The organism is Fimbriimonadaceae bacterium (assembly GCA_019638775.1).
GTDB lineage: Bacteria > Armatimonadota > Fimbriimonadia > Fimbriimonadales > Fimbriimonadaceae > JAHBTD01.
The window spans coordinates 355,873-378,680 of the sequence record JAHBTD010000002.1; the positions used below are offsets into that span (position 1 = coordinate 355,873).

The 22,808-nt window shown below is 54.6% G+C and carries 23 protein-coding genes; 16 read left to right on the forward strand and 7 right to left on the reverse strand.

Going from position 1 to position 22,808, the window contains the following annotated elements:
* Window positions 1–2: 2 nt before the first annotated feature.
* The 4 genes from KF784_07840 (at window position 3) to KF784_07855 (ending at window position 3,856) form a co-directional block, all read left to right on the forward strand.
* A complete protein-coding gene (locus KF784_07840; protein ID MBX3118961.1) occupies window positions 3–887 on the forward strand; it encodes a sugar phosphate isomerase/epimerase in 885 nt (294 codons plus the stop codon).
* Window positions 888–910: 23 nt separating this feature from the next.
* Entirely contained in the window at window positions 911–1,603 is a 693-nt protein-coding gene (queC, locus tag KF784_07845) for a 7-cyano-7-deazaguanine synthase QueC (protein ID MBX3118962.1), read from the forward strand.
* Window positions 1,596–2,300: a 7-carboxy-7-deazaguanine synthase QueE gene (locus tag KF784_07850; GenBank protein MBX3118963.1), complete on the forward strand. Its 705-nt coding sequence runs from the start codon at window positions 1,596–1,598 to the stop codon at window positions 2,298–2,300. The genes queC and KF784_07850 overlap by 8 nt, the downstream gene beginning before the upstream one ends.
* Before the next feature lie 176 nt (window positions 2,301–2,476).
* Window positions 2,477–3,856 (forward strand): sensor domain-containing diguanylate cyclase, encoded by a 1,380-nt coding sequence (locus KF784_07855; GenBank protein MBX3118964.1) that lies wholly within the window; start codon window positions 2,477–2,479, stop codon window positions 3,854–3,856.
* On the opposite strand, the gene KF784_07860 is transcribed toward KF784_07855, so the two are convergent.
* From KF784_07860 to KF784_07890, 7 genes are all read right to left on the reverse strand, one after another.
* On the reverse strand, window positions 3,853–4,680 hold the full coding sequence (locus KF784_07860; protein ID MBX3118965.1) for a diaminopimelate epimerase: 828 nt from the start codon (window positions 4,678–4,680) through the stop codon (window positions 3,853–3,855). The two genes, KF784_07855 and KF784_07860, sit on opposite strands and share 4 nt — an antisense overlap.
* A complete protein-coding gene (gene hfq / locus KF784_07865; GenBank protein ID MBX3118966.1) occupies window positions 4,677–4,940 on the reverse strand; it encodes an RNA chaperone Hfq in 264 nt (87 codons plus the stop codon). Before hfq ends, KF784_07860 begins: the two co-directional genes overlap by 4 nt.
* A gap of 14 nt (window positions 4,941–4,954) precedes the next feature.
* Complete coding sequence (gene miaA, locus KF784_07870) at window positions 4,955–5,857, reverse strand: tRNA (adenosine(37)-N6)-dimethylallyltransferase MiaA (GenBank protein MBX3118967.1); 903 nt, start codon at window positions 5,855–5,857, stop codon at window positions 4,955–4,957.
* Between the two features lie 11 nt (window positions 5,858–5,868).
* Window positions 5,869–6,462: an adenine phosphoribosyltransferase gene (locus tag KF784_07875; GenBank protein MBX3118968.1), complete on the reverse strand. Its 594-nt coding sequence runs from the start codon at window positions 6,460–6,462 to the stop codon at window positions 5,869–5,871.
* Window positions 6,428–8,383: a DUF2207 domain-containing protein gene (locus KF784_07880; protein ID MBX3118969.1), complete on the reverse strand. Its 1,956-nt coding sequence runs from the start codon at window positions 8,381–8,383 to the stop codon at window positions 6,428–6,430. Before KF784_07880 ends, KF784_07875 begins: the two co-directional genes overlap by 35 nt.
* Window positions 8,380–8,928 (reverse strand): LemA family protein, encoded by a 549-nt coding sequence (locus KF784_07885; protein MBX3118970.1) that lies wholly within the window; start codon window positions 8,926–8,928, stop codon window positions 8,380–8,382. Before KF784_07885 ends, KF784_07880 begins: the two co-directional genes overlap by 4 nt.
* Before the next feature lie 91 nt (window positions 8,929–9,019).
* Window positions 9,020–9,346, reverse strand: a complete 327-nt coding sequence (locus KF784_07890; GenBank protein MBX3118971.1) for a (2Fe-2S)-binding protein — start codon at window positions 9,344–9,346, stop codon at window positions 9,020–9,022.
* 125 nt (window positions 9,347–9,471) lie between these two features.
* On the opposite strand from KF784_07890, the gene KF784_07895 reads away from it, so the two are divergent.
* The 12 genes from KF784_07895 to KF784_07950 all read left to right on the forward strand — a co-directional run bounded on the left by KF784_07895 (window position 9,472) and on the right by KF784_07950 (window position 22,808).
* Window positions 9,472–10,590 (forward strand): M20/M25/M40 family metallo-hydrolase, encoded by a 1,119-nt coding sequence (locus KF784_07895; GenBank protein MBX3118972.1) that lies wholly within the window; start codon window positions 9,472–9,474, stop codon window positions 10,588–10,590.
* Between the two features lie 69 nt (window positions 10,591–10,659).
* Window positions 10,660–11,175 (forward strand): hypothetical protein, encoded by a 516-nt coding sequence (locus tag KF784_07900; protein ID MBX3118973.1) that lies wholly within the window; start codon window positions 10,660–10,662, stop codon window positions 11,173–11,175.
* A 134-nt stretch (window positions 11,176–11,309) separates the two neighbouring features.
* Window positions 11,310–11,924: a sigma-70 family RNA polymerase sigma factor gene (locus tag KF784_07905; protein MBX3118974.1), complete on the forward strand. Its 615-nt coding sequence runs from the start codon at window positions 11,310–11,312 to the stop codon at window positions 11,922–11,924.
* Complete coding sequence (locus KF784_07910) at window positions 11,921–12,385, forward strand: hypothetical protein (protein ID MBX3118975.1); 465 nt, start codon at window positions 11,921–11,923, stop codon at window positions 12,383–12,385. The genes KF784_07905 and KF784_07910 overlap by 4 nt, the downstream gene beginning before the upstream one ends.
* Window positions 12,382–13,434, forward strand: coding sequence for a hypothetical protein (locus KF784_07915; protein ID MBX3118976.1), 1,053 nt, complete (start codon window positions 12,382–12,384; stop codon window positions 13,432–13,434). Before KF784_07910 ends, KF784_07915 begins: the two co-directional genes overlap by 4 nt.
* A 70-nt stretch (window positions 13,435–13,504) precedes the next feature.
* Complete coding sequence (locus tag KF784_07920; protein ID MBX3118977.1) at window positions 13,505–15,835, forward strand: transglycosylase domain-containing protein; 2,331 nt, start codon at window positions 13,505–13,507, stop codon at window positions 15,833–15,835.
* 87 nt (window positions 15,836–15,922) lie between these two features.
* The gene (mrdA, locus tag KF784_07925; GenBank protein MBX3118978.1) at window positions 15,923–17,749 is read left to right on the forward strand and encodes a penicillin-binding protein 2; all 1,827 of its coding nucleotides are present in this window, start codon (window positions 15,923–15,925) and stop codon (window positions 17,747–17,749) included.
* A gap of 13 nt (window positions 17,750–17,762) precedes the next feature.
* On the forward strand, window positions 17,763–18,515 hold the full coding sequence (gene kdsB / locus KF784_07930) for a 3-deoxy-manno-octulosonate cytidylyltransferase (GenBank protein ID MBX3118979.1): 753 nt from the start codon (window positions 17,763–17,765) through the stop codon (window positions 18,513–18,515).
* Between the two features lie 59 nt (window positions 18,516–18,574).
* Window positions 18,575–20,803, forward strand: coding sequence for a bifunctional (p)ppGpp synthetase/guanosine-3',5'-bis(diphosphate) 3'-pyrophosphohydrolase (locus KF784_07935; protein MBX3118980.1), 2,229 nt, complete (start codon window positions 18,575–18,577; stop codon window positions 20,801–20,803).
* Complete coding sequence (gene dtd, locus KF784_07940; protein MBX3118981.1) at window positions 20,800–21,258, forward strand: D-tyrosyl-tRNA(Tyr) deacylase; 459 nt, start codon at window positions 20,800–20,802, stop codon at window positions 21,256–21,258. The genes KF784_07935 and dtd overlap by 4 nt, the downstream gene beginning before the upstream one ends.
* Before the next feature lie 138 nt (window positions 21,259–21,396).
* Window positions 21,397–22,023 (forward strand): sigma-70 family RNA polymerase sigma factor, encoded by a 627-nt coding sequence (locus tag KF784_07945; GenBank protein ID MBX3118982.1) that lies wholly within the window; start codon window positions 21,397–21,399, stop codon window positions 22,021–22,023.
* A complete protein-coding gene (locus KF784_07950; GenBank protein ID MBX3118983.1) occupies window positions 22,020–22,808 on the forward strand; it encodes a hypothetical protein in 789 nt (262 codons plus the stop codon). Before KF784_07945 ends, KF784_07950 begins: the two co-directional genes overlap by 4 nt.

Sequence of the window (22,808 nt, forward strand, 5' to 3'; positions counted from 1 at the left end):
TCATGAACCGAGAGCACCATCAAGACATCCGTATAGGAACACTCGCCCCTTTTAGCAACGGCATCGACTATCTGCGGGCTATTTTGCCCCACGGTTTTGAGTCGTTTGAGTTGACTCTGTGGCGGTTTATCGACGACGTCAACCTTGAAGAGTTCGCCAAGCAATCGGCGGACGTCTTGGGCGATAAGGCGATCATCAGCAGCATCGGAATCTATGGTAATCCCCTCCAAGATGAGCAGACTGCGAAGGATTGGGAGACGGTCATCCGGTCGGCAAAACTCTTTGGCGCAAAGGTGGTTTGTGGATTTGCGGGCGCGTTAGAGGATAAGCCAATCGATGAATCTATGCCGAAGTACAAAGAGGTCTTCGGTCACCTCGCCAAGGTCGCCGAAGGTGAGGGTGTCAAGATCGCATTTGAGAACTGTGATATGGGGGGAACTTGGAGCGCGCCTCGATGGAATATCGCCCACTGCCCGCGAGCTTGGGAGATGATGTTCAATGAAATCCCTGGAGAAACTATCGGATTGGAATGGGAGCCTTGCCACCAGATGTACAGCCTTGTTGATCCGATCCCGAACCTGCGCAAGTATGCCAAGCGTGTGTACCACGTTCACGGAAAGGATGCGACGATCAACTGGGATGTGATTAAGGAGCACGGCTACCGGTCTGGGCTGCCCGTGGTGCAACACCGAACGCCGGGATTTGGCGACACGAATTGGACAGATGTCATCTCTATCCTTCGAGAAAGTGGCTTCCGTGGGGCCATCGACATCGAAGGTTGGCACGATCACATCTATCGCGATGAACTGGAGATGACGGGTCAAGTTCATGGGATGAACTACCTTAAGCAGTGCCGAGGAGGAGCCTACGTTCCCAACCCTAAGTAGGCTCTCGCGGGTACCTTTCCTTCATGCCTTCTGCCGTCGTGCTCCTGAGTGGGGGCCTGGACTCCGCTACCGTTTTGGCTCTTGCCAAATCGGAGGGTTTTGACGTCCACACGCTCTGCATTCTGTACGGTCAGAGGCATAAGATAGAACTTGAATCGGCGCGGCGAATCTCGGCGATACTCGGCGCAGTCGAGCATCGCGAGGTGCATGTTGACCTTGCCGGGCTCGGTGGTTCTGCTCTCACCGACGACATCGACGTTCCTAAGGATCGAGCAAGCGAAGAGATGGAGCAGGGCATCCCGGTGACTTACGTACCAGCACGAAACACGGTTTTCCTTTCGATTGCGCTTGGATACGCCGAGGTCATTGGTGCAAGGGATATTTTTGTCGGTGTGAATGCCGTCGACTATAGCGGCTATCCTGACTGTCGACCTGAGTTCGTCGCAGCTTTTGAGCAGTTGGCCAACCTTGCCACTAAGGCAGGCGTTGAAGGCGATAGCTTCAGCATTCACGCGCCCCTGATCGATATGGGTAAGCCAGAGATTATCCGTACGGGCATCGAGCTTGGCGTGGATTTTGGAATGACTCACTCGTGCTACGATCCTGACGCCGATGGCAAAGCTTGCGGACGATGTGACGCTTGCCTCATACGGTCGGCGGCTTTCCAAACCCTGGGCATGGAAGACCCTGTGCTCGAGCATCTTCGAAATGGATAAATTACGGATTGCCGAGATCTTTACAAGCGTTCAGGGTGAGGGCACGCTCGCTGGCACGCCGTCTACATTTGTGCGGGTGAGTGGCTGCAATCTGCGATGTGTGTGGTGCGACACTCCCTATGCAAGCTGGAATCCTGAAGGACCGACGATGTCCATTCCGGAGATCGAAGAGGCCGTTGAAAAGGGCTGTGTCGAACATGTGGTGCTTACGGGCGGTGAGCCGATGCTGTTTGATGCGATTGAGCCGCTTTGTGAGCGGCTGAGCAAGAAGGGATTCCACATTACGATTGAGACAGCGGGTACGGTTTTTCGTAATGTTCCTTGCGGGTTGATGTCGATCAGCCCCAAACTCTCGAATTCGAAGCCGGGAATTGAAGCGGGATTTGGTTGGACAGAGCGTCACGAGAAGCTGCGCTCTAATCTCGAACCGCTGAGACGCTTGGTAGAGGGTTATTCCTACCAGCTCAAGTTCGTCGTAAACCCCGACGAAGGACTTGGCGATCTGGATGAAATCGAGGCGGTTTTAGCTACCCTGCATGAAGAAGCGCGTCAGCACACGATGCTCATGGCTGAAGGAACGTCTGCAGAGACGCTCACAAGGCGGGAAGCGCTGCTGTTGCCCATATGCCAAGAGCGCTCCTATAGGATCTCTCCACGGATGCACATTCATCTTTTTGGAAACACGAGGGGCACATAGCAGTCTCTCCTTCTATCAAGTTCCAATTTTGGCTGTAGATTTGAGTTCATGAACCCGACAATCATCATTACTGCGAGTCGTATGGCTCGCCGTTTTTATGATTGGGTGAAAGGGGTTGCTTCGTGGTGGAGTTGGCTACGCAAGATACGTTCAAGATTTTGTTAGTAGAGAGCGATTTGTCGCTTGCAGATGAGTTATCCGTTGAGATCAAGGATGCGGGATTTGAAGTACAACACACAGAGCATGCTGCCGCAGTAGCAGATTTGTGTCTTCGAGATGATATTCGCATCGTTGCGGCAAATCGGTTCTTTCCGGAGATGAGTGGGCTTGAACTGAGCCGCCAGTTGTCAGAATTGCCTGGGCCTATCCGCCGTCACCTTGTCCTTTATGGCGGAACCACACCTCAGATTTCCGAAGCCATTTTACAAGCGGAAGCATTCGGAGCCGCGCCACGGCCTTCTCTCGAAAAGAAGGATTTCATCGCCAAGCTTCGTAGTGTTGCGCGCATCGCTCAGATGGAGCAGGCAGCGTACGAGAATCAGAGAAAGGTTCAAAGGATTCAGGCTAACCTCGAACTTGCCAACAAGAGCCTAACTATCGCTTCTCGCCGTTTCGAGGAGCTTTTTAGTGGCCTTCCCGTTGCTTCGTTTACCTTTGACAACGAAGGGAAGATTCGTGAGTGGAATCGGCAAGCTGAGGTTCTCTTCGAGGTTGCTGCTTTCGAAGCCATGGAGCGCACGATCTGGGATGTAATGGGGGAGAGCTCGTCGGAACTGTGGAATGGTGCGACGGTAGAAGCCGTCCTTGCTGGGCAAGAGATCGCCCATCGGGAATGGACATACGTTAATGCGAAGGGTGAAGAGAATTTCCTCGTTTGTAGCGTTATTCCGCTCACAGGCGGCACCGGCAGCGTCGTCGGTGCGATCAGTGCGAACATCGATATTACGGACAGGGTCCTTGCCGAAAGACAAGTCGAATGGCACATGCAAGAGATTCGCGAGCAGAAGTCGAAGTTAGAAGAGGCGAATCGCAAGCTTGAAAGGCTCGCCGAGACTGACGGGCTAACGGGCCTCATCAACCATCGAAAGATGTATGAACTGCTGGACGGGATGCTTGCCGAAGGGGAAACAAAGCTCTCAGCAATTCTGATGGACGTCGATTCGTTCAAGAGCTTTAACGATAACTACGGGCACCTTGCTGGGGATCAAGTTCTTCGTAATGTCGCAAAGCTAGCCGATGAAGCGATTGGCAATCGGGGCTCAGTTGCGCGTTACGGCGGAGAGGAGTTCGCTGTGCTGCTAAAGGGCTTTTCACCAGATGAGGCCATTCGAGCTGCAGAAGATGTACGGAACGCGATTGCAGATTTCGTTTGGGAGTCGCGGCAAATCACGGTTAGTGTTGGGGTTGCCACTCTTCAGCCCGACGAGAATGGAGCCGCGCTGCTGCGCAGGTGTGACACCGCGCTTTACATGGCAAAGGGTACGGGCAAGAACCGCGTTGTACATTTCGATACGATGACGGAAGCCGACCTTTCCGAGTGGTCCAAGGCTGCCTAATCGGACCAGACGCCTTCAAAGACAGTCGTTGCCGGACCTGTCATCCAGAGGACATTGTCCTTGAGTTCGATAGTGAGCTCTCCACCGGGGAGTCGTACACTGCATTTAGGTTCAACAAAACCCTGCCGGTGCAACGCAGCGACAGCAGCGCACGCACCAGTGCCGCAGGCAAGGGTAACCCCTGCACCCCTCTCCCAGGTTCGTTGAATGACGTGTTCTCGGTTTTGGACCTGCACAAAGTGAACGTTTGTTCGATTGATGAACAAGGGGTCAGACTCTAGCAGCGGCCCCAGCGTATGCAACTCAACGGCCTGCACATCCTCTACGCGAATGACCAGATGAGGATTGCCCGTCGAGACAGCTGTTCCGTGAAGGGGGCCATCGGTTCTGTAAAGCGGCTGGTTGATGAAGGTCTCTTTGGGGTTTCCCGACATTCCAATCTCGGCACGTGTCCATCGGGGGCTGCCCATCGAGACGGTGTAGCACCCCGGCTTTTCGCTGACGAGAGTCAAGACACCTGCGCCCGTGTCTACGGTGACGCTCCGCTTGTCGAACAAAGCTTTGTCGTGAAGCATCAATCCGAAGCAGCGGATGCCGTTTCCGCACATCTCACTCTCGGAGCCGTCGGGGTTCCACATTCGCATCCGGAAATCGGCGCCGTCCCCATATTCGCCCACGATTAGGCCATCAGCGCCAACCCCAAAATGTCGGTCGCAGGTCGCCCTTGCCAGCGCTTGGAAGTCAACGTCGCCGTGCTTTCCGGTGAAGTTGTCAAGCATAACGAAATCGTTGCCGATTCCGTGCATCTTGACGAAGGGAATCAATCTTCTCTTTCTTCCTCGTGGTGGTTGTCGTTCGGTTGCCGATAGGTGGAGATTTGCCGCGTGGGCACCACACTCGCCATCGCGTGCTTATAGACCAACTGTGTCGGTTTTCCGGGAGAATCAAGCAATACCGTAAATGCGTCGAATCCGCGTACTTGCCCTCGAAGCTGAACGCTATTCGTTAGGTAGATCGTAACTCCGATCCCCTCTTTGCGGACCTGATTCAGAAACATATCTTGTAAATTAATCGACTTAGCCATTCTCTATCCCTGCATTAAATAATTTCAATCCATTGGCAAGCTTCGCTGAAAGCCTCTTCAGTATCGCCGAATCTGGGAATAACTCTCACGTCCGGTTCCGAGCGCAGCCACGTCCGTTGACGTTTCGCGTACTGTCTCGTTTCGATTTCTGTAGCTTCAATCGCTTGCTCTAACGCTATTTCACCCGTGCAGACTTTCAGGAGTGTCCTGTACCCAATTGCCCTCATGCTGGGGTCATTGTCCGAAATTCCGGCTCTGCGAAGAGCCTCTACCTCGGCCACCCACCCATTTTGCACCATTTCGCTTACGCGGTTCTTGATACGCAAATTGAGATCGTCTTTATCCGGTTGGAGGCTCATTTTTACCCGTTTATAAGGTGGAACAGAGAATAAAGTTTCCACCTTTGGGCAAAGGGCCTTTTCGATGGCACGTCTAACGCGCACCGGATTATGAATGTCGATCCGCTCTGAGGACTCCTTGTCGATCTCGCGCAACCATTGAACGAGCGCTTCCATCCCTCCGGCGGCTTCGCGCTCCCGAATCCTCTCCCGCGTCTCGGGATCGGCGGGTGGAAAAAGAGCCCCATAGCCTTGGAAGAGGGCACGGACGTAAAGTCCGGTGCCGCCGACAAAGACGACATTACGGCGTTTTTCGTAGAGGGGAACAAGCTCATCAACCGCAAGCTGAACCCACTCTCCCACTGCGATGGACTCGGTGGGTGATTTGATGTCTACGAGCCTGTATCTGTCTTTTTGGGCAGGCTTCGCAGTACCGATATCGAATCCTCGATACACCTGAAAAGCATCAGCCGCAAAGAGTTGGGCGTTGTAACGTTCGGCGATACGCTCGGCGAGAGCTGTCTTGCCGGATGCGGTCGGGCCCATGACGGCGATCATCAAAGGCTCGTGTTCGGGCATGGCGCTCCGTGTTAGTACTCAATCAGCGAGGTGATGGGATATTCGAGGAGAATCGAACGTCCACCCAGAAAGCCCAGTTCAACCATAAAGCCAAACCCACAAACACTGCCGTTGAGCCGCTCGATAAGTCGAGCTGATGCAGCAGCCGTGCCACCCGTTGCTAACAGATCGTCCACGACGTAGGCGCGTTGACCGGGTTGTACAGAGTCGCAGTGCATTTCGACCGTGTTTGTCCCGTACTCCAGCGCGTACTCTTCGGAAATCTTGTCAGCCGGCAGCTTGCCAAGCTTCCTCGCCATCACGAACGGCAAGCCAAGGCTGAGCGCGATGGGGACACCAAAGAGAAAACCACGGCTTTCAATTCCGACGATGATGTCGGCCTCTTTTGAACGAGCGTCGTCGCGTAGAGCATTGACGACTTCGGTGAATGCGGGCGGGTGGAGGAGAACCGGGGTGATGTCCTTAAACATGATTCCCGGCTTCGGGAAATCGGGGACATCGCGAATAATGGACTCGGCAAGGAGCTTCGACACGAGGATCAATGTACCCGATGGTTCGGTCCGTCGCTGCCTACCAACTGTCTCCGCCGCCCCCACCACCGCCATCGCCAACGGAATCGCTTCCCGAGAAGCCGCCATCGGACGAGCCATAGTCTGTGAATGAGGAGTCGCCCGAAGCGAAGGAACTCCCCGAACCATCGCTCCAAGAGTTGTCTGTCGGGAATCCCTTGTTCTCGAAGAGCGCGGCGGGCGTCATGGCATTTGTCCAATCATGATCGAAAGTTGTGAATGTATCGGCTAACACCGCAGACCATAGGAAGGCGTCGTAGCTGTAGCTTGGCTCTGCAGCGATCCATTCCGGCTGACTCAGGTGAAAATCACGGAAAGCCGTCGTCCATTGCTGGGCATAGCCGAAAGCAACGGCATAGGGAAGAAGAGTCTCGAAGAGCGCTTGCAGCGGCATCCTTGCCGACATGGAATTCAGCTCATCCTTTTGGGCCCGCGAGATGAATTCGCGAAGACCCTTGAGCTCATGCTGAATCGCCGCTCCTTTTGCTGTGTGCATTTTCGATGTGAGGAAAACAAGGCCAAGCAAAAGCAGTCCGACGAACGATCCGAGCATCACCCAGCCCGGACCAAAGCTAAATGTGAAAGCACCCAACAGCAGCGCCACGAGGATCGCACTGACGCAACCGCAACCCTGAACACAGCCATGGTTCGCTCGCATCAAGCCGAGGCTAATCGCGTTGTTTTGCACGACCCGCTGAACTGACTGATAACCAAGTCGGAAATTGCCGCGAAGCTGTTCAGGCGTGATCATCGGGCCGAAACCTTCGAGGGCATCGCGCAGGTTCTGCTCGGCATTGGTGAGCGTTTGCCTGTCGTATCCGTCTAGGAGTTCGAGCGTGTAGGAGGTGGAGTCTGGTTCTGTTTTGCTGGCAGGAAGGTGGAGGCGGATGACGCCTTTTTGGGCAAGGCTGATGATGCCCGCCGTTAAGTCGCGAGCATGGAAAGCGCCGTCGATTAGATATCCGCCCTCGATTGGGCCGATGCCATCAGGTGGCTCAAACCGAGTGACCAGGGGACCTTGCTTGGGCAACCCCAAGAGCTTGCGAAAGAGGAGGGCTAGGGCCGCCAGGATCCCAAAGGGAAGTAGTCCGAGTGGGTTCCAAAGATTCTCCATGCCGGGAGGCATGGGCTCACCCCAACCTACCACCAACTCATCTTGATCGGAAGCAGTGGGCTGACCGTCTATGCCTTGCTGAGGTACGTAGGCGCCTTCCCAGTCCACCGATCCTTTGCTCATCGCAAGGGAGGTCATCATTCCATGCTGCTTTGGCAGCGGGCCAATAACGCTTGCTTCCGTTGAGTTCGCGGTAAGGGTAGCTTCGAGGAGCTCGATCTTGCCCTGTATAGGCTTGCCAGGACCGTAAATCTCGACCCCGTCCTTCGCGCCAGACGGTCCGACGATGTACCGGACTCTCGGTGGGATTTCTCCACCAGATGGGAAGCGAACGGACACGCTTGCTTTGTCTATCTCTGTGGCCCAACCGACGGGAATGAAGTTCCAAACGAGTTCACTGTGTGCTGCCGAAGTAGCGGTCGCTTCGAAGTCGGTAAGCGTGCCGGTGAGTTCATACACCAACTCGTACCGCACGCGCCCGAGGAGCTCCACGCCTGCGTCACCCACCCTAAGCTTCCACCAACCTTGGTCGATCGTGTGTGAGAGATTCGCCCGAACCGAGCCGTCCTCTTCATCCACTCTGTGCTGAGTGACGGAGATGAGTTTGTGCCCGATGCTTCTTTGTTCGCCGTTACGCGCTCGGTAGTCGACGGGCACCCAGCGCACGATCCCGTGAGAAGCCTTCGTAAAGTTGACTTCAATCGTCTCTGCGATACGCAATGTGCGGTCTTGCTTGATCTCGGCGTCAACGCGAAAGATAGAGGTTGTAAAGGACTGACCGACCCCAACGACCGCCAAGAAGGCGAATAGGAGTGATGCTAGGAGGCTGCGAACGAACTTCATGTGTTGACGGTTGGGACTTCTCTTTCCTGAACTGATTCGAGCTCGAAAAAGTCAGCGTGTTTGAATCCGCCAAGGCTTGCGAAGAGGTTGGAGGGGAAGGCCTCGATTTTTGTGTTGTAATCCCTCACGCAAGCGTTGAAGTACTGTCTTGCGTTTGCGATCAGCTTCTCCGTTTCTTTAAGCTGGCTTTGCAATTCCAAAAAGTTTTCGTTGCTCTTAAGATTAGGGTAGTTCTCGGCGAGGGCAAGCACGTTCACCAGCTTGGTTCCCACAGTGGCTTCGGCATCGGCACGGTCGAGAGTTGCCCCCGGTAGAGCCATTGCCCGGCTGCGTGCTTCGGCAAGCCCTTCCAACAGGGCCTGTTCATGGCTGGCGTAGGCTTGGACACTGGCGACCACGTTGGGGATCAATTCCGCCCGCCGCTTGAGGTAGACGTCAACGTCGGCCCAGGCATTCCTTGTGAGCTGGCGCATCTGCACAAGGCCGTTGTACAGCAGTATCGCCCCGATTAGGACGACAGCCACGATGATGAGAATGGGCCACATAGTGTTATTTTGACTTGGATGCCGGATGGATGCGTCAGATAGTCCCTGCTCGGGTCACGCGCAACAACCTCTTGCGGTGGGCAACGAGTGGTTATGGCTCCAGGTCAATGCCTGGGTTATCCCACTCGCACTCGTGGACTGGCATCAGCACCTTCACGGACATGTCTCCGTGAACTCGGCACTGGCAGCTTAGCCGGAACTGCCCAAGCACGCCATCCTCTTCAAGGCAGTCGTGTTCGACCTGCCCCATCGGCGGCTCGGGAGTCTCGAACTTGACGCGGCATGTCGTGCATCGGGCGTTTCCACCACACCGATGGCTGATGTCGTACCCCGCCTGCTCGATGGCGTAGGCCAGTTTCGCGCCATCCTCAACGTCGAAAGTTCCGAATCCACTAACCGTGACTTTATGCTTTGCCATGGACGCAGAATGTTACCTGTGACGCCTCGGTTCCTAGGTCAGAAATGCGCTGTGACAAGGTCTTGACTAGTGTGGCAGTACGGCTCACAAACCGCACAACTGCTTAACCAGATACAATTCGGGGAATGATCAATGAGCAACGCCTCGTCAAGCTCTTCAAAGAGCTTTGTCTAATCGACGCCCCATCGCTTCAAGAGCGCGACTGTGTCGCCTATGTTAAAGCTCATCTCACGAAGGTGGGACTTGAAGTTTGGGAGGATGACGGTGGTGAGCAAATTGGCGGAAACGCAAACAATCTGATCGCGAAACTCGCAGGCAATAAACCGGGTGCGCCGAGAATCTTCCTTTCGGCTCACTTCGATACGGTTGAACCGACAGCGGGTCTGGTTATTGGAGAGAAGGACGGGGTGCTCTTCAGCGAATCGGACACCATCCTTGGCGCTGATGACAAGGGAGGAATGGCACCCGCAATAGAAGCTGTTCAAGCTTTGATGGAGACAGGAGCCCCGCACGGCGATGTCTATCTGCTTTTCAGCTGTGCTGAAGAGATCGGACTGCTGGGCGCTCACGCCCTTAAGATCGAGGACCTCGACGTTGACTTTGGTTACGTGCTCGATACGGGTCCTCCTGTCGGCACATTCGTGACGCGGACGGCCACGCATGACAAGCTCGATGTGAAGATCATCGGCAAGCCCGCTCATGCTGGAAAGGACCCGGAAAAGGGGATCAACGCGATTCAGGTTGCTGCCCATGCAATCGCCAAGATGAAGATCGGGCGTATTGGACCTGAGACGACCGCAAACGTGGGCACGATCAACGGCGGGTCGGGGACCAACGTCATTCCGGCGTCCGTCACGATGAAGTGTGAGGCGCGCAGCACCAATACAGAGGAGCTTGATGCGCAAGTGAATCACATGAGAGCGTGCTTCGAGGAGGCTGCTGCGGCATTTGGCGCAGGTTGTGAGATCGCCTACAAGCGGCATTACAGCGCCTACGAAGTCTCCTCAGACAGCGACGTTGTAAGGTTCGCGCAGGCTGCAAGCAAGAAGCTGGGTTTTGAGCCGACCTTGCGGACCACGTTGGGCGGCAGCGATGCAAACGTCTTCAACACAAAGGGCGTCCCCTCAATCGTTATTGCCACGGGAATGGATAAGATTCACACACACGACGAGTTCATCGCGATTAAGGATTTGTGCGACACAGCGCGGCTGGCGTATGAGATTCTTGTTACAGCAGCGAGTTAGGGTTTTCAACTTCGGCGCGTCGTTTTATGTTCGGTCGCGTCTTTTCGACATTAGGAGGAAGTTATCAGGATGAAAAAGTGTTTATTCATCGTCATTGTCGCGGCTCTGGCGGGGTCAATCGTTGCCCAAGTTACCAAGCCGGTGGGCATCTCGGTGCGGATCGGCACGTTTAGCCCCAGTACAAATGTCGCTAAAGACCAGGGAGAGTCTTGGTTCTTCGGAGGGTTTGACTGGAAGTTGCGCGACCTCAGCTTCGATGCCAATTCTGGGTCATCGACAAGCCTCGCGCTTTCCGTGGATGCCTACCAAAAGGGCAAGATGGGAGCCATCCCGATTTTGTTGAACTGGGTCCACCGCAATGACGAGTGGTACTGGTCGGTGGGCGCAGGGATCGCTCTGAACAAGGATTTTCGTGAGTCCGGTTCCGATACGATCACGGTTCGAGACGAGAGGTTTGCGTATCAGGCGACACTTGGATACGACTTCATGAAGCGCAAGTCCCCCCTCTTTGCCGAAGTCAAGTACTTTGGCAACTCACGCGACCGCTTGAACGGATTTGCATTCGCGGTCGGGATACGTTTGTAAGGCAATTTGCGTAGGAACCGGTAAGTTGCTTTTTCGTGTGAATTTACCGGTTCGACCCTTTTCGAGCGGGACTATTGAACATTCCAAATCGGTCCTCGTCTTCCCCCTATGAAAGTATGGAGCTCTGTCTGCGCATGGACTTAGGGCAAGGCTCATCAAACGACCGTGCTACCGAGCTGGCGTTAGTTGAGCGGTGTCGTAAGCAGGATGATGAAGCGTTCGCCAAATTGGTGGACGTCTTTCAGAATAGGCTCTTCGGATTTGTACGCCGGATGGTGCACGACCGGGAAGAGGCGATGGACATCACGCAAGAGACGTTCATTCGTGCTTACCAAAGCATCTCCCGTTTCGACGGGCGATCCTCCCTCAGGACGTGGCTGTTCAGGATTGCACACAACCTGTGCATCGATCGTGCAAGAAAAGCCGACCGCAGACCGATTGAGTATGCCTTGGATGGGCTCGCCGACACGGACGACGCTTTTGAAGTCGCCGATTCGCGCTGGAATCCAGAAACGGGAATGCTTGACGACGAGCTGAGAAAAGTCGTTGAGGACGGAGTCGCCGGAATGAGCGAAAAGCTGAGATCGGTACTCTTGCTCCACGACCGAGAAAGCCTACAATATGAAGAGATCGCGGAGATTTTGAAGATTCCCATCGGCACGGTAAAAAGCCGACTCTTCCTGGCGAGGGCGCACCTGCAGCAGGTGATGACGACTTATTTGAACTTTGAAGGGAGCGAAAGACGATGAAAAAGGACTTGATAACAAAAATGCTCAAGGAAGCGAAGCTGACGCGTGAGGAAGAGGCGCGGCTGGATGCGTTGCTCGAAAGCAAGGCACAGCAGACTGTGTCTCACGCAGTCGAGAGCGTTCCCGGAGAAGAGCTGAATCTCGCATGGCGAGGAAATCTGAATTCGAGACTCGTCGTAGAGTCTGCGAAACGAAAGCGACGTCAGCGCATATTCTTAGCTCTTAAGCCAGCAGTCGGATTGAGCTTGGCGGGCGCTATGGCGGTTATGGTTTGGGTGCAGCAGCCTTCTACCGTCCCGGCTGGACCCTACAAAGCGCCTATCGAGATGTCGTTGATCACCGCTCACCAAGAAGCGGCGACCGTCGCCGAATTAAACGGCTCAACGATCGCGACTTATCACAACCCAACCTCGGTACAGCCACGAGAGGATTGGACGGAGGTTGATCTCGGAACGTTATGACGATTCGTCATTCCGATCTATATCGACTCGTATTCGCGATTTGCCTGCTCTTCGTTTCGGTCACGGCTGTCGCTCAATTCGATGGCCAGAGTTCTCGCGGAGGCCGTGACTCAGGATCGTCAAGTCAAGACAAAGAACTCAAAGAGTTGCTCGAATCTGCGCCGCCGATCTTGCGGAAGATGATGGAGCGGGCGCAGAAGAACACCTATTCTGGCGAGCGTAAAACGGAGTTTCGTCGCCGATCCGAATGGATTAGCCATACCGAGTACATCCTGCGCAACGGCTCACGAATGCGAATTACTTTTCCTCGTGATAGCAAGTTCGCCGGTCAAGTCATTGCCGAAGACGGCAAAACTAGACATCAGTATTTCCCCGACCGTAATGAGATTGAGGTCGCCCCGGCACGGTACGACGAATTGACCGAACGGCTCTATGGGATGCTTAAGGCCATCAAGAGCGGCTCTGTCGACGTTAGCACTGGCGACGGAGGAACGGTTGCCGGACAAAAGACGGAGCTTGTCGAAGTTAGCGATAAGAAGGGCAATCCGCTGCAAAGATTCTGGATCGAACCGAAAACAGGGATTCTCCTCAAAAGAGAGTTTTATAACCAAGTCGGTTCAGTGGACGGACGATTCGAGTTTGTAAGAATCGACCTTAGCCCCCGGTTTAACCCAAGAGACATTTTCCCAATCCGCCGACAAGGCGCGAAGTATCTCAGCCTTGAGGATGTTTCCCGTCGGCTGATGAAAGAGAACGGATTTGATCAAGCTTTCTTGCCTGCATCCGAAGGATTCGCTCTGCAGAGCGTGCGTGTGATGCAGCACGACGATCAGAAAGCTCTGTTCCAGGCATATCGGCACAAAGAAAAGGTCGTGACGTTCTTCCAAGTACTTGGCTCGGTCGAGATGGAGAAGCTTAAGAGGATGGCCCCGAAAGAGGTTCGCATCCATACCTGGACTCAGGGATCGAAGAGCTTTGTGATCATCGGACAGTTTTCCGATCGCGAGTTCGAGCGATGGGAAAACAAGGTTAAGAATCCTGAGGCTTAACACCCACCCCGCGTGGGCCTAAAACGAGCGACGGAAACTAGTTCCATCGCCAATCCGTCATATTAGAGTTGTGGGCGTAGCTACAGGCACACGAGTCCGTTCAGGCGGAAAAACCAAGAAGCGTATTCCACGCTGGTGGAAAATACTTCGCGCAACTTTGATTTGGTTGTTTATCTTCTCATGCCTCGGATTCAGCTACTTCGGCTACCGAATGAACTCCGCGCTGAGCTGGGCCGACCCCATCGTCCAAGACCTCGATAGCAAGAAAGCCCTTATTGCGAACTCCTCACCTTCGACCATCGTTTCTGCCGACGGTAAGGTTCTTTATCGCCTCCAAGAAGAGTTTCGACGCTACGTAGAGTTCGATCAGATTCCCAAGGTCCTTGAGAACGCAACGCTTGCGGCTGAGGACAAGACGTTCTATGAGCACCAAGGCGTGAACTGGTTTGCCGCGGCACGAGCAGCGGTTCAGAACACTGCCTCCGGTGGAAAATCCCCTGGCGCAAGTACGATCACGATGCAACTCGCCAAGAGACTGTACACGTCTACTGAGAAGACTTTCGACCGCAAGATCAAAGATATGGCGCTCGCGATGAAAATCGAGAAGCGCAAGACCAAGGAAGAGATTCTCACCCTGTACCTCAACCAGGTTTACTACGGAGCGGGAGCCTATGGAGTCTCAGCTGCGGCGGATGTGTACTTTGATAAGAAGCTCGATAAGCTCACCATCGCCGAAGCGGCGATGCTCGCCGGATTGGTGCAGCGCCCGAGCAAAGTGAACCCCTTTGACGACCTTGAAGCCTCGATCAAAAGACGGAACTATGTTCTCCGCGAGATGCGAGAATCCAATTGGATCACGGAAGAGGAGTACCAAGAGGCGCTTGAGGACAAGCCAAAGCTCGCCAAGAGATCGTTTGGCAGCGGTGAGCGCATTATTAGCGCCCCCTACTATGTTCGCTATATTCTCGATCAGCTAGACCGACTTGCCCCCGAGATTAAGGACGAGATCTCAAAGGGCGGCTTTAAGATCTACACAACTCTCAATTCTGAGATTCAAAAGGTCGCAGAGGATGAAGTTCGAGAAATCGTCAAGAAGTATCGAAAGCAAAAGGTGACGACCGGCGCATTTGTGCTGACGGACTACGAAGGCAAGATCATCGCAATGGTTGGCGGGGTGGATTATGAACACAACCAGTACAACATGATCTCTCAAGGTCGGAGACAGCCCGGTTCGGCATTCAAGCCGTTCGTTTATGCAGCGGCTTTTTCGACTGGAATTCTCGGACCGAGGGACTACATCCCCAACACACCTCTCGTCATAGACGATCCCCGACGTGGGAAGATTCTCTGGCCCAAAGGGGGCAGCAAGTATGGGGACACTGTTTCGGTCACTACCGCACTCGCCGCATCACTGAACCCAGCGGCTGCGCACGTTTGCCAGATGGTTTCCCCAAGGGTTGCCGCAAGTTACGGCAAGGACGTTTTTGGTATTCGCTCGGAACTGGACCCTGTTCTCCCCCTGGTCTTGGGTTCAAGCGCAGTTTCCCCTCTTGAGATGGCCCGAGGCTATTCAGTATTCATGCTACAGGGGGATCGTTTTGAGCCGTACGGCATCACGAGAATCGAAGGTCCAAGCGGTGGCATTATCCGCGACTTTAAACCGACCATCCGCAAGAACCAGCTTGATCCCACAGTCGCCGGTTGGATGGATGATCTTCTGCGCAAGGTCGTCACTGGGGGTACAGCAACTATCGCCCGGTCCGTGCCAAACGCCCGAGGTAAGACCGGAACAACCTCGGAAAACCGAGACGCTTGGTTCTGCGGATACACAAACAACTATCTCGGAATTGGATGGGTCGCCAACGAACGGCGCAGCGGCGACCGTTGGGTTTACGACCCGATGACTGGCGTTTTTGGTGGAAAGGTCACTGTTCAGATTTGGGTTGGCGTGATGAAGAAGGTCGTCGATAAGTTCGGCGATGGCGAAGCTCGGCCAAGATCCAATAGTCTGCCGCCTGTGAGCGACGTCATTGAGCCGGTTCCCGTGGATCCGCCCGTCGATGACGTGGCGGGCGCCACCAACGGCAACGACCCGGCTCCAGCAGACGCACCGCCCACGACTACATCGGCGCCTGCAACGGGACCTGGAACGACCGCCCCACCGGCTGCTGGGGATGGCGCAACGCCTCCGGCAACCTCAAGCCAAGGGACGATCAAGCGAGACCCTGTGAAGCCGATCGGCGATCCCAAGGTCGAAGCCACGGTTGAGCAAGAGATTTGCGTGGACAGCGGTCAGCAGGCGACGATCTACTGCCCAGAGACAGTGACACGCAAGTTTAAGAAGAGCCAAGCGCCAAAAGGGAAGTGCCCGTTGCACGGCCCAAATGCGCACAGGCATTAGCTTGCGCCCCGGTTTAGGGTGTACTTCAGGCCCATTTTGGCCATCTGGGATCAACTTGTACCTTCTTCGGCGTTAGTACAATGAAGAGTGTCCGTTATCCACGCCCCCCGAAGGCCTGAACTTGACCTGCGACAGATGTGGTTTCTCATCGTCGTTGGGGTGTGGCTTGTCGTTATCTTTCTCCGACTCTGGTATTTGCAGGTTGTTCGGGCCGACGAACTCCAAAGCCGTGCCGTCACAATGCGAACCACAAGCGTGGCGAAGCTCGCCCCTCGCGGTTTGATCTATGACCGCAACGGCGTTCTGATTGCGGGAATCAAGCCTCAGATCGTCCTTACCGCTAAGCCAGCCATCATCAACCAGAACCCGTGGGTGCTCGACAAGATCGCAGAGATGCTCGGCACGTCAAAGACAAAGCTGCAGGATAAGGTTAACGACAACGCATTTCGACCCTATATCGCGGTCCCAATCTTTGTCGGCGTACCGATCGAACAGGCTACTAAGATCGCCGAGGCTGGTCAGTATCTGCCTGGAGTTGGCGTGGAGTACATCCCCATGCGGACGTACACGGATACGCTGAATTACAGCCATATCCTCGGCTATGTGTGGACCCCAAGTGAAAAAGATGTCCAGCGGCTTGAAGCTCTTGGCATCAAGACTCCCGATTACGTGGGCAAAAATGGTGTCGAGTATCAGTATGAAACGGCCTTGATGGGTGTGCCTGGGCTTGAGCGAATGGAGGTTGATGCCCGTCGGAGACCTCAACGAGTCGTCGAGCGAGACAACGCAGTACCCGGAACAAAACTGATCCTGAGCATCGACGATGAGCTTCAAAAGTACGCCTATGAGCAGTTGCGGGGAAGGAAGGGAGCGGTTGTGGCGCTTGATCCCAATACCGGCGAAGTGCTTTGTTTGGTGAGCGCACCGACCTTTGACAGCAAACTGTTTGAAGGGGGAATCTCAAAGAAAGACTGGGAGCCACTCATCAACGACCCGGACAAGCCGCTTTATAACCGGGCTGTTCTTTCCCACTATTCACCCGGCTCGACCTTTAAGATTGTCGACTCCATATCTGCCGCACAAAACGGACTTTTCGATCCACGGCACTACACCGTCTGCAACGGCTACTACAAGGTTGGAAATAGGCTCTCCAAGTGCCTTGGCAACCACGGGGCCGTTAGCTTTGATCGTGCCTTTACGGTTTCCTGCAACACGTACTTTTCCGACCTTGGTATGCGTATCGGGCCTGAAGCGCTCAAGAAGTCCTCTCTGGAGTGCGGACTTGGGCAGGATACGCTCATCGATCTGCCCTCAGAGGATGAGGGAGTTGTCCCAACTCAAGAATGGCTCGAAAAACGAGACCTGAGGTGGTATCCGGGGGATACCGTGAACATGTCTATTGGACAGGGCGCTCTTGCGGCGACTCCTCTTCAAATGGCGTGCATCGCTGCGCTTGTGGCAAACAACGGTGTTTCCTATCGTCCGCATTTGGTGAGAGCGCGGATTCTTCCTGGCCCTGAAAATAAGACAATTGTCCAAAACCCCGAGGTGCTTGCGAAGGTGGATCTGCCAGGTGATTTCTGGCGTCAGCTCAAAGACGCCATGACTCATGTGATGCAAAGTGGAACGGGGCGCGGCATCCCTCCTATTCCTAATGTGGTCTGGGGCGGAAAGACAGGCAGCACGGAACATGCGAAGGCTTCACAAACGCACTCATGGTTTGTCGGCATTGCCCCAATCGACCAGCCGAAAATCGTTGTTGCGGTGATCGTCGAAGCTGCAGGACACGGCAGCAAAGTTGCCGCGCCGGTCGCTCGGAATGTTATTGCAAAGTTCCTTTCGCCCAAGCAAGGTCCGATCATGCCAACGGCAGATGTCGAGACGGAAGTTCGAGCAATTCCCAACGGCGAGTAGTATCCTCTTCGTGATGGACTGTGTAATCGTCGTCCCGGCAAGAATGGCAAGCACCCGCTTTCCTGGCAAGCCCCTGGTTGACCTCTGTGGCAAGCCGATGATTCAGTGGGTCTGTGAGGCTGCAAGTGAATCCGGGATGGCAGACAGGATTATCGTAGCGACTCCCGACCAGGAAATCATAGAAGCTTGTGTTGGTTTTGGGACTGAAGCGATGCTTACGTCCTACGATCACCCGAGCGGGACTGACCGCGTTGCAGAGGTCGCCCGTGCGGTGGGAGCCAACTATTACGTCAACGTCCAGGGAGATGAGCCGCTTATCAATCCCATTACCATTAGGCGGCTTGCTCGCCTTATGGTCGATGACCCCAAGCGCCAAGTTGCAACATCGTACTGTGAGTGCCCATCTGAGGAAGAGGAAAATCCAGCTGTCGTCAAGGTTGTCACCGATGGCCAGGACAGGGCTTTATATTTCAGCCGGTATCCAATCCCGTTCCCCCGCAATCAACGGCGTGCGCCACTTAAGAAACATATCGGGATTTACGCCTACCGACAGCCTGCTTTAGAGCAGTTTACACATTGGGCAATGGGTGACTTGGAGCAATCTGAGAGTTTAGAGCAACTGCGGTTTCTTGAGAATGGAGTTGGCATCGCCATGTCTGAGGGCATTGAGAGTGAGCTTGCGGTCGATACCCCTGAGCAGGCCGAAGAAGTGCGGGGAATACTGTCTGCTCGTATGCGACGAACCGACTCACACGCGGATCATTAGCGATATACTGTAGTACCTTCCGGGCTCAACGCTGAGCCTGAGGAAACCCACGACTTCGTATGTCTGCTGCGCCTTACGACATTAGCCATCAGTGGGAGGAGCCCCAAGACCTGGTTGAGCTCCTCGATATGGTTCGCGACACTCGGCCTGATGCCAATCTCGCGAAGATTCGCTATGCCTATTACCTTGCCGAGAAGGCGCATGCAGGGCAGCTGCGCAGCACGGGCGAACCGTATGTGACCCACCCACTGGCTGTCACGATGACGATTGCCGAGCTCAAGATGGATGACGATGCCATCTGCGCCGCGCTTCTGCACGACGTTCTCGAAGACAATCCCGAATACACAGCAGAGATGCTTGCCGAAACTTTTGGGCAAGATGTCGTTGATATCGTCGAGGGTGTTACCAAGCTCAAATTCAGCACGATCGAAGGGGCGACAGACACCCAACGCGCGAGGGCAGAAACCCATCGGGCCGCCGAAACTCTGCGCAAGATGCTGCTCGCGATGGCCAAGGACATCCGCGTCATCATCATCAAGCTTGCTGACCGCCTCCACAACATGACGACGCTTGACGGACTCCCGCCTGAAAAGCGAACTCGAATCGCGAACGAGACGCTTGACGTCTACGCTCCATTAGCCGCCCGACTTGGGATTTGGCAGATCAAATGGCAGCTCGAGGACCTCTCGTTCCGTCAACTGCATCCGAAGGAGTTCAAGAAGGTTTCGGAACTCGTTGCTAAGACACGAGGTCAACGCGAGGAGGAACTGCGAACAGCGATTCTGCTGCTGAAAGAACGGCTCGAACAAAAGGGGATCAAAGGGGCTGAGGTTCAAGGGCGCCCCAAACATCTCTACTCAATTTTCAGCAAGATGGCGAAGCACGGCTTCGACTTTTCAGATATCCACGATCTGCTCGCCGTTCGTATTGTCGTCGCGGAATCCAATGACTGCTACGTCGCGCTTGGCGTGGTTCATGACTTGTGGATGCCGATTCCCGGCCTGTTCTACGACTACATTGCCAAGCCTAAATCAAACGGCTATCAATCGCTGCATACGAAGGTTGTTGGGCCGAGCGGGGAGTCGTTGGAGGTGCAGATTCGCACGCACAAAATGCACGAAATTGCCGAGTACGGCGTCGCCGCTCACTGGACCTATAAAGAGGGCAAAGGTTCGGGCTCGGATGCGATTCATTTGCGACAGCTTCGCGAACAGCTCTTCGACTGGTCGTCCGACGCCCGCATGAGCAGCGATTTCCTGCGGACGATCTCAACCGATCTCTTTAGTGAGCAAGTCTTTGTCTTCACTCCGAAAGGCGACGTGATCGACCTTCCCAAAGACTCTACTCCTGTCGATTTTGCGTTCCGTGTCCACTCCCAGCTTGGGCTCCAACTCGTCGGTTCACGCGTCAACGGGGTGATGGTGCCTTTGCACCGCAAGCTCGAAAACGGAGACGTGGTTGAGCTGATTACCCGCTCGAATGCCCAGCCGAGCATGGACTGGCTGGAGTTTGTGAAGTCTGCCAATGCTCGGAGCAAGCTCAAAACCCACTTCAGAAAGCAGATGAAGACCGTCGATGCCCAGCGTGGCAAAGACGCGCTGGAGAAGGAGCTGAAGTCCTTGGGGATCGACCCAAAGAAGCTCATTGGCGAGGACAAATTCACACCGATCATGGATCAGTTTGAAGGTTGTGAAAACGCAACCGATGTCTTTGCAAAAATCGGCTCTGGTCTCATCTCTGTTCAAAGTGTTGCCTCGAAGTTGCGCGGCATCATCCCGGACGAGCGTCAAACCGACGCGATCTCAACTTCCAAAACAAAAGAGGGTCAACTCACACTCACTCAAGATGGCATCGACACAGTCCTCGTCAAACGGGCCAAGTGCTGTGATCCAGTGCCAGGTGATGACGTGGTGGGTTACGTTACGCGTGGGCGCGGCATCATGATCCACCGACGAATTTGCCCTAACGCGATGCGGTATCAATCTGTGGAACCTGAGCGGCTGCTGCCGTTGCGTTGGCCCTCCGACGGTCGGCTCTACTCGGTGGTTTTGCAGATCGTGACGATGAACCGTCAGGGCTTGTTGATGGATATCAGCACAATCTTTGGCGAGTCGGGTGTTAATGTTTCTGCCGCTCGCATCAAAACTCTCCCCAATCAGACTGCCGAGATCGACATCACCATCGAACTGAGGGACACGGAGCATCTTAGCCAAGTGATGAACAAGATCGGCAACTTCGCCGACGTGATCAGCATCCTGCGCGTCTTTGGCAGGACGGCCGCAAAGTGAAGGCCGTTGTGCAGCGCGTTCTCGAAGCGCAAGTCGATGTTGAAGGCAAGACGGTTGGTCAGATTGGAAAAGGGCTCCTCGTCCTATGCGCAGCACACGCCAACGATACCGAGCGTGAAGCGAACAAGCTGGCTGACAAAGTTAGCGGCTTAAGAATCTTTAATGACGCGGATGGAAAGATGAATCTTGCGCTAAGGGATGTCGGTGAGCCCGTTGGGATTCTGGCAATCTCCAACTTTACGGTATACGGTGATGCTCGAAAAAGCCGACGCCCGAGCTTTACGGAGGCCGCACCTTATGAGAAGGGTGAACTTCTTTTTGCCAGGTTTGTCGAGGAGTTAAAGTCTTTGGGGCACCGGGTTGAAACGGGAGTGTTTGGAGCCGATATGAAGGTGAAATTGACCAATGACGGGCCCGTAACTATCCTGCTAGAGGTGGAGCCGGGTCCTGCTTGAACCTGGGCAGGGAACCGATCCACGTACAGACTGCGTCCTAAATCACGTATTATCCTAGTGGGACCTTGCGCGAATGAGCGTAACCGGAGGCTTTCTTTGACGTCAGACCAGCAAGAAAAAGATAAGGTGGAAGATCTTGTGACTGGCCTGACTGCAACAGAATACGCACCAAGAACACATAGCATCGGAATTGACCGCGACAGCGATGAAGGTCTTGTAATGCGTGCCAAGAATGGCGACTTCGATGCGTTTGAGCGACTGTTCGAGCGTCACCGGACGATGGTCTTCCGTTTTACCTACCAGATGGTGCCCCGGCGCGATGATGCCGAAGATTTAGTACAAGAGGCGTTTGTCAGGGCTTATCAGAACCTCCCGCGATACCGCGACGAGGCGAAGTTTACGACCTGGCTGCTGCGTATCGTGATGAATCTGTGCACCGATCAGGCACGAATGTCGACCCGACGTCAGGCTTTGGAGCAGCAGGAGGCTTCAGGAGCGCTCGGATGGATGACACAGAACATCGCCGATGACCCGGTGGACAACCTTGCCGCCGATGAGAGGGTGCTCGCTTTACGCAAGGCCCTGAACGCCCTTCCGGACCACCACCGGAACGTGATCATTTTACGAGACATACAGGAAAAAGAATATTCGGAGATCGCGGAGATTTTGGACTGCACCGTAGGGGGCGCCAAACTTCGCGTTTTACGGGCTCGTCGAGCATTGCGCGACCGTGTTGCGCCTTTGCTCGGGGATGAAAAGCCATGAAAAACAACAACGAGAGCAAGTGGATTGAATACGCATTCGGAGAACTCGATTCAAGCGAGGCCGAACTGTTGCGCCAAGAGCTTGCCAAGGACACCGAAGCGGAGAAGTTTGTCTCCGATTTCGAGGCGCTGCGAAGAGACCTCAAGCAGCTTAATGAAGTGCCGGATCACCAGCTTTCTACCGAGCGACTTCGTCACGCCATTCTCAATAAGGGTTTGAACAGGCCGAAGAAGAAAGCAGGCTGGCTCTCCTGGGTTTGGATGCCCGGCACAGCCGCAGCCCTCACCTTTGCAACACTTTTTGTTATGAACCGTGGGGGAGACCCCAATGTGATTCTTCCTTCGGGAGGTTCGCTCGTGGTAAACACACCCGCGCGGTCGTTTGAGCTCCTCAAGGATCCGGCGATGTCGGCCCTTCAGGGTATTGCGATGAGTCAGAAGGAGAAGCCAGAAGGCATCATCTCCGAGACAACCATTGCCATGAGAACGCCAGAACAGCCGCAGAGTAGAGCCCCACGAGGCAAGCGCAACACCAGCAAGAAGGCAACGATCGTCTTGGCAGGAATTGAGAGCGCGATCTTGAATAAGACAGCAACGCTCGATGAGAGCCCAACGCCAGCGGGCGGTGCAGCCGCTCGTGGCTCACACATGACGACCTTGGTAGAACCGATGCCAATGTCCGCGTCAGAACCGATTATCCTTATCACGCCGGAGAACGACTCGAAGACGGGCGCTCGTAAGGCGGTAGAGCAGAGTTCAAGCAGCAATGTTAGCATCAGTGGTTAG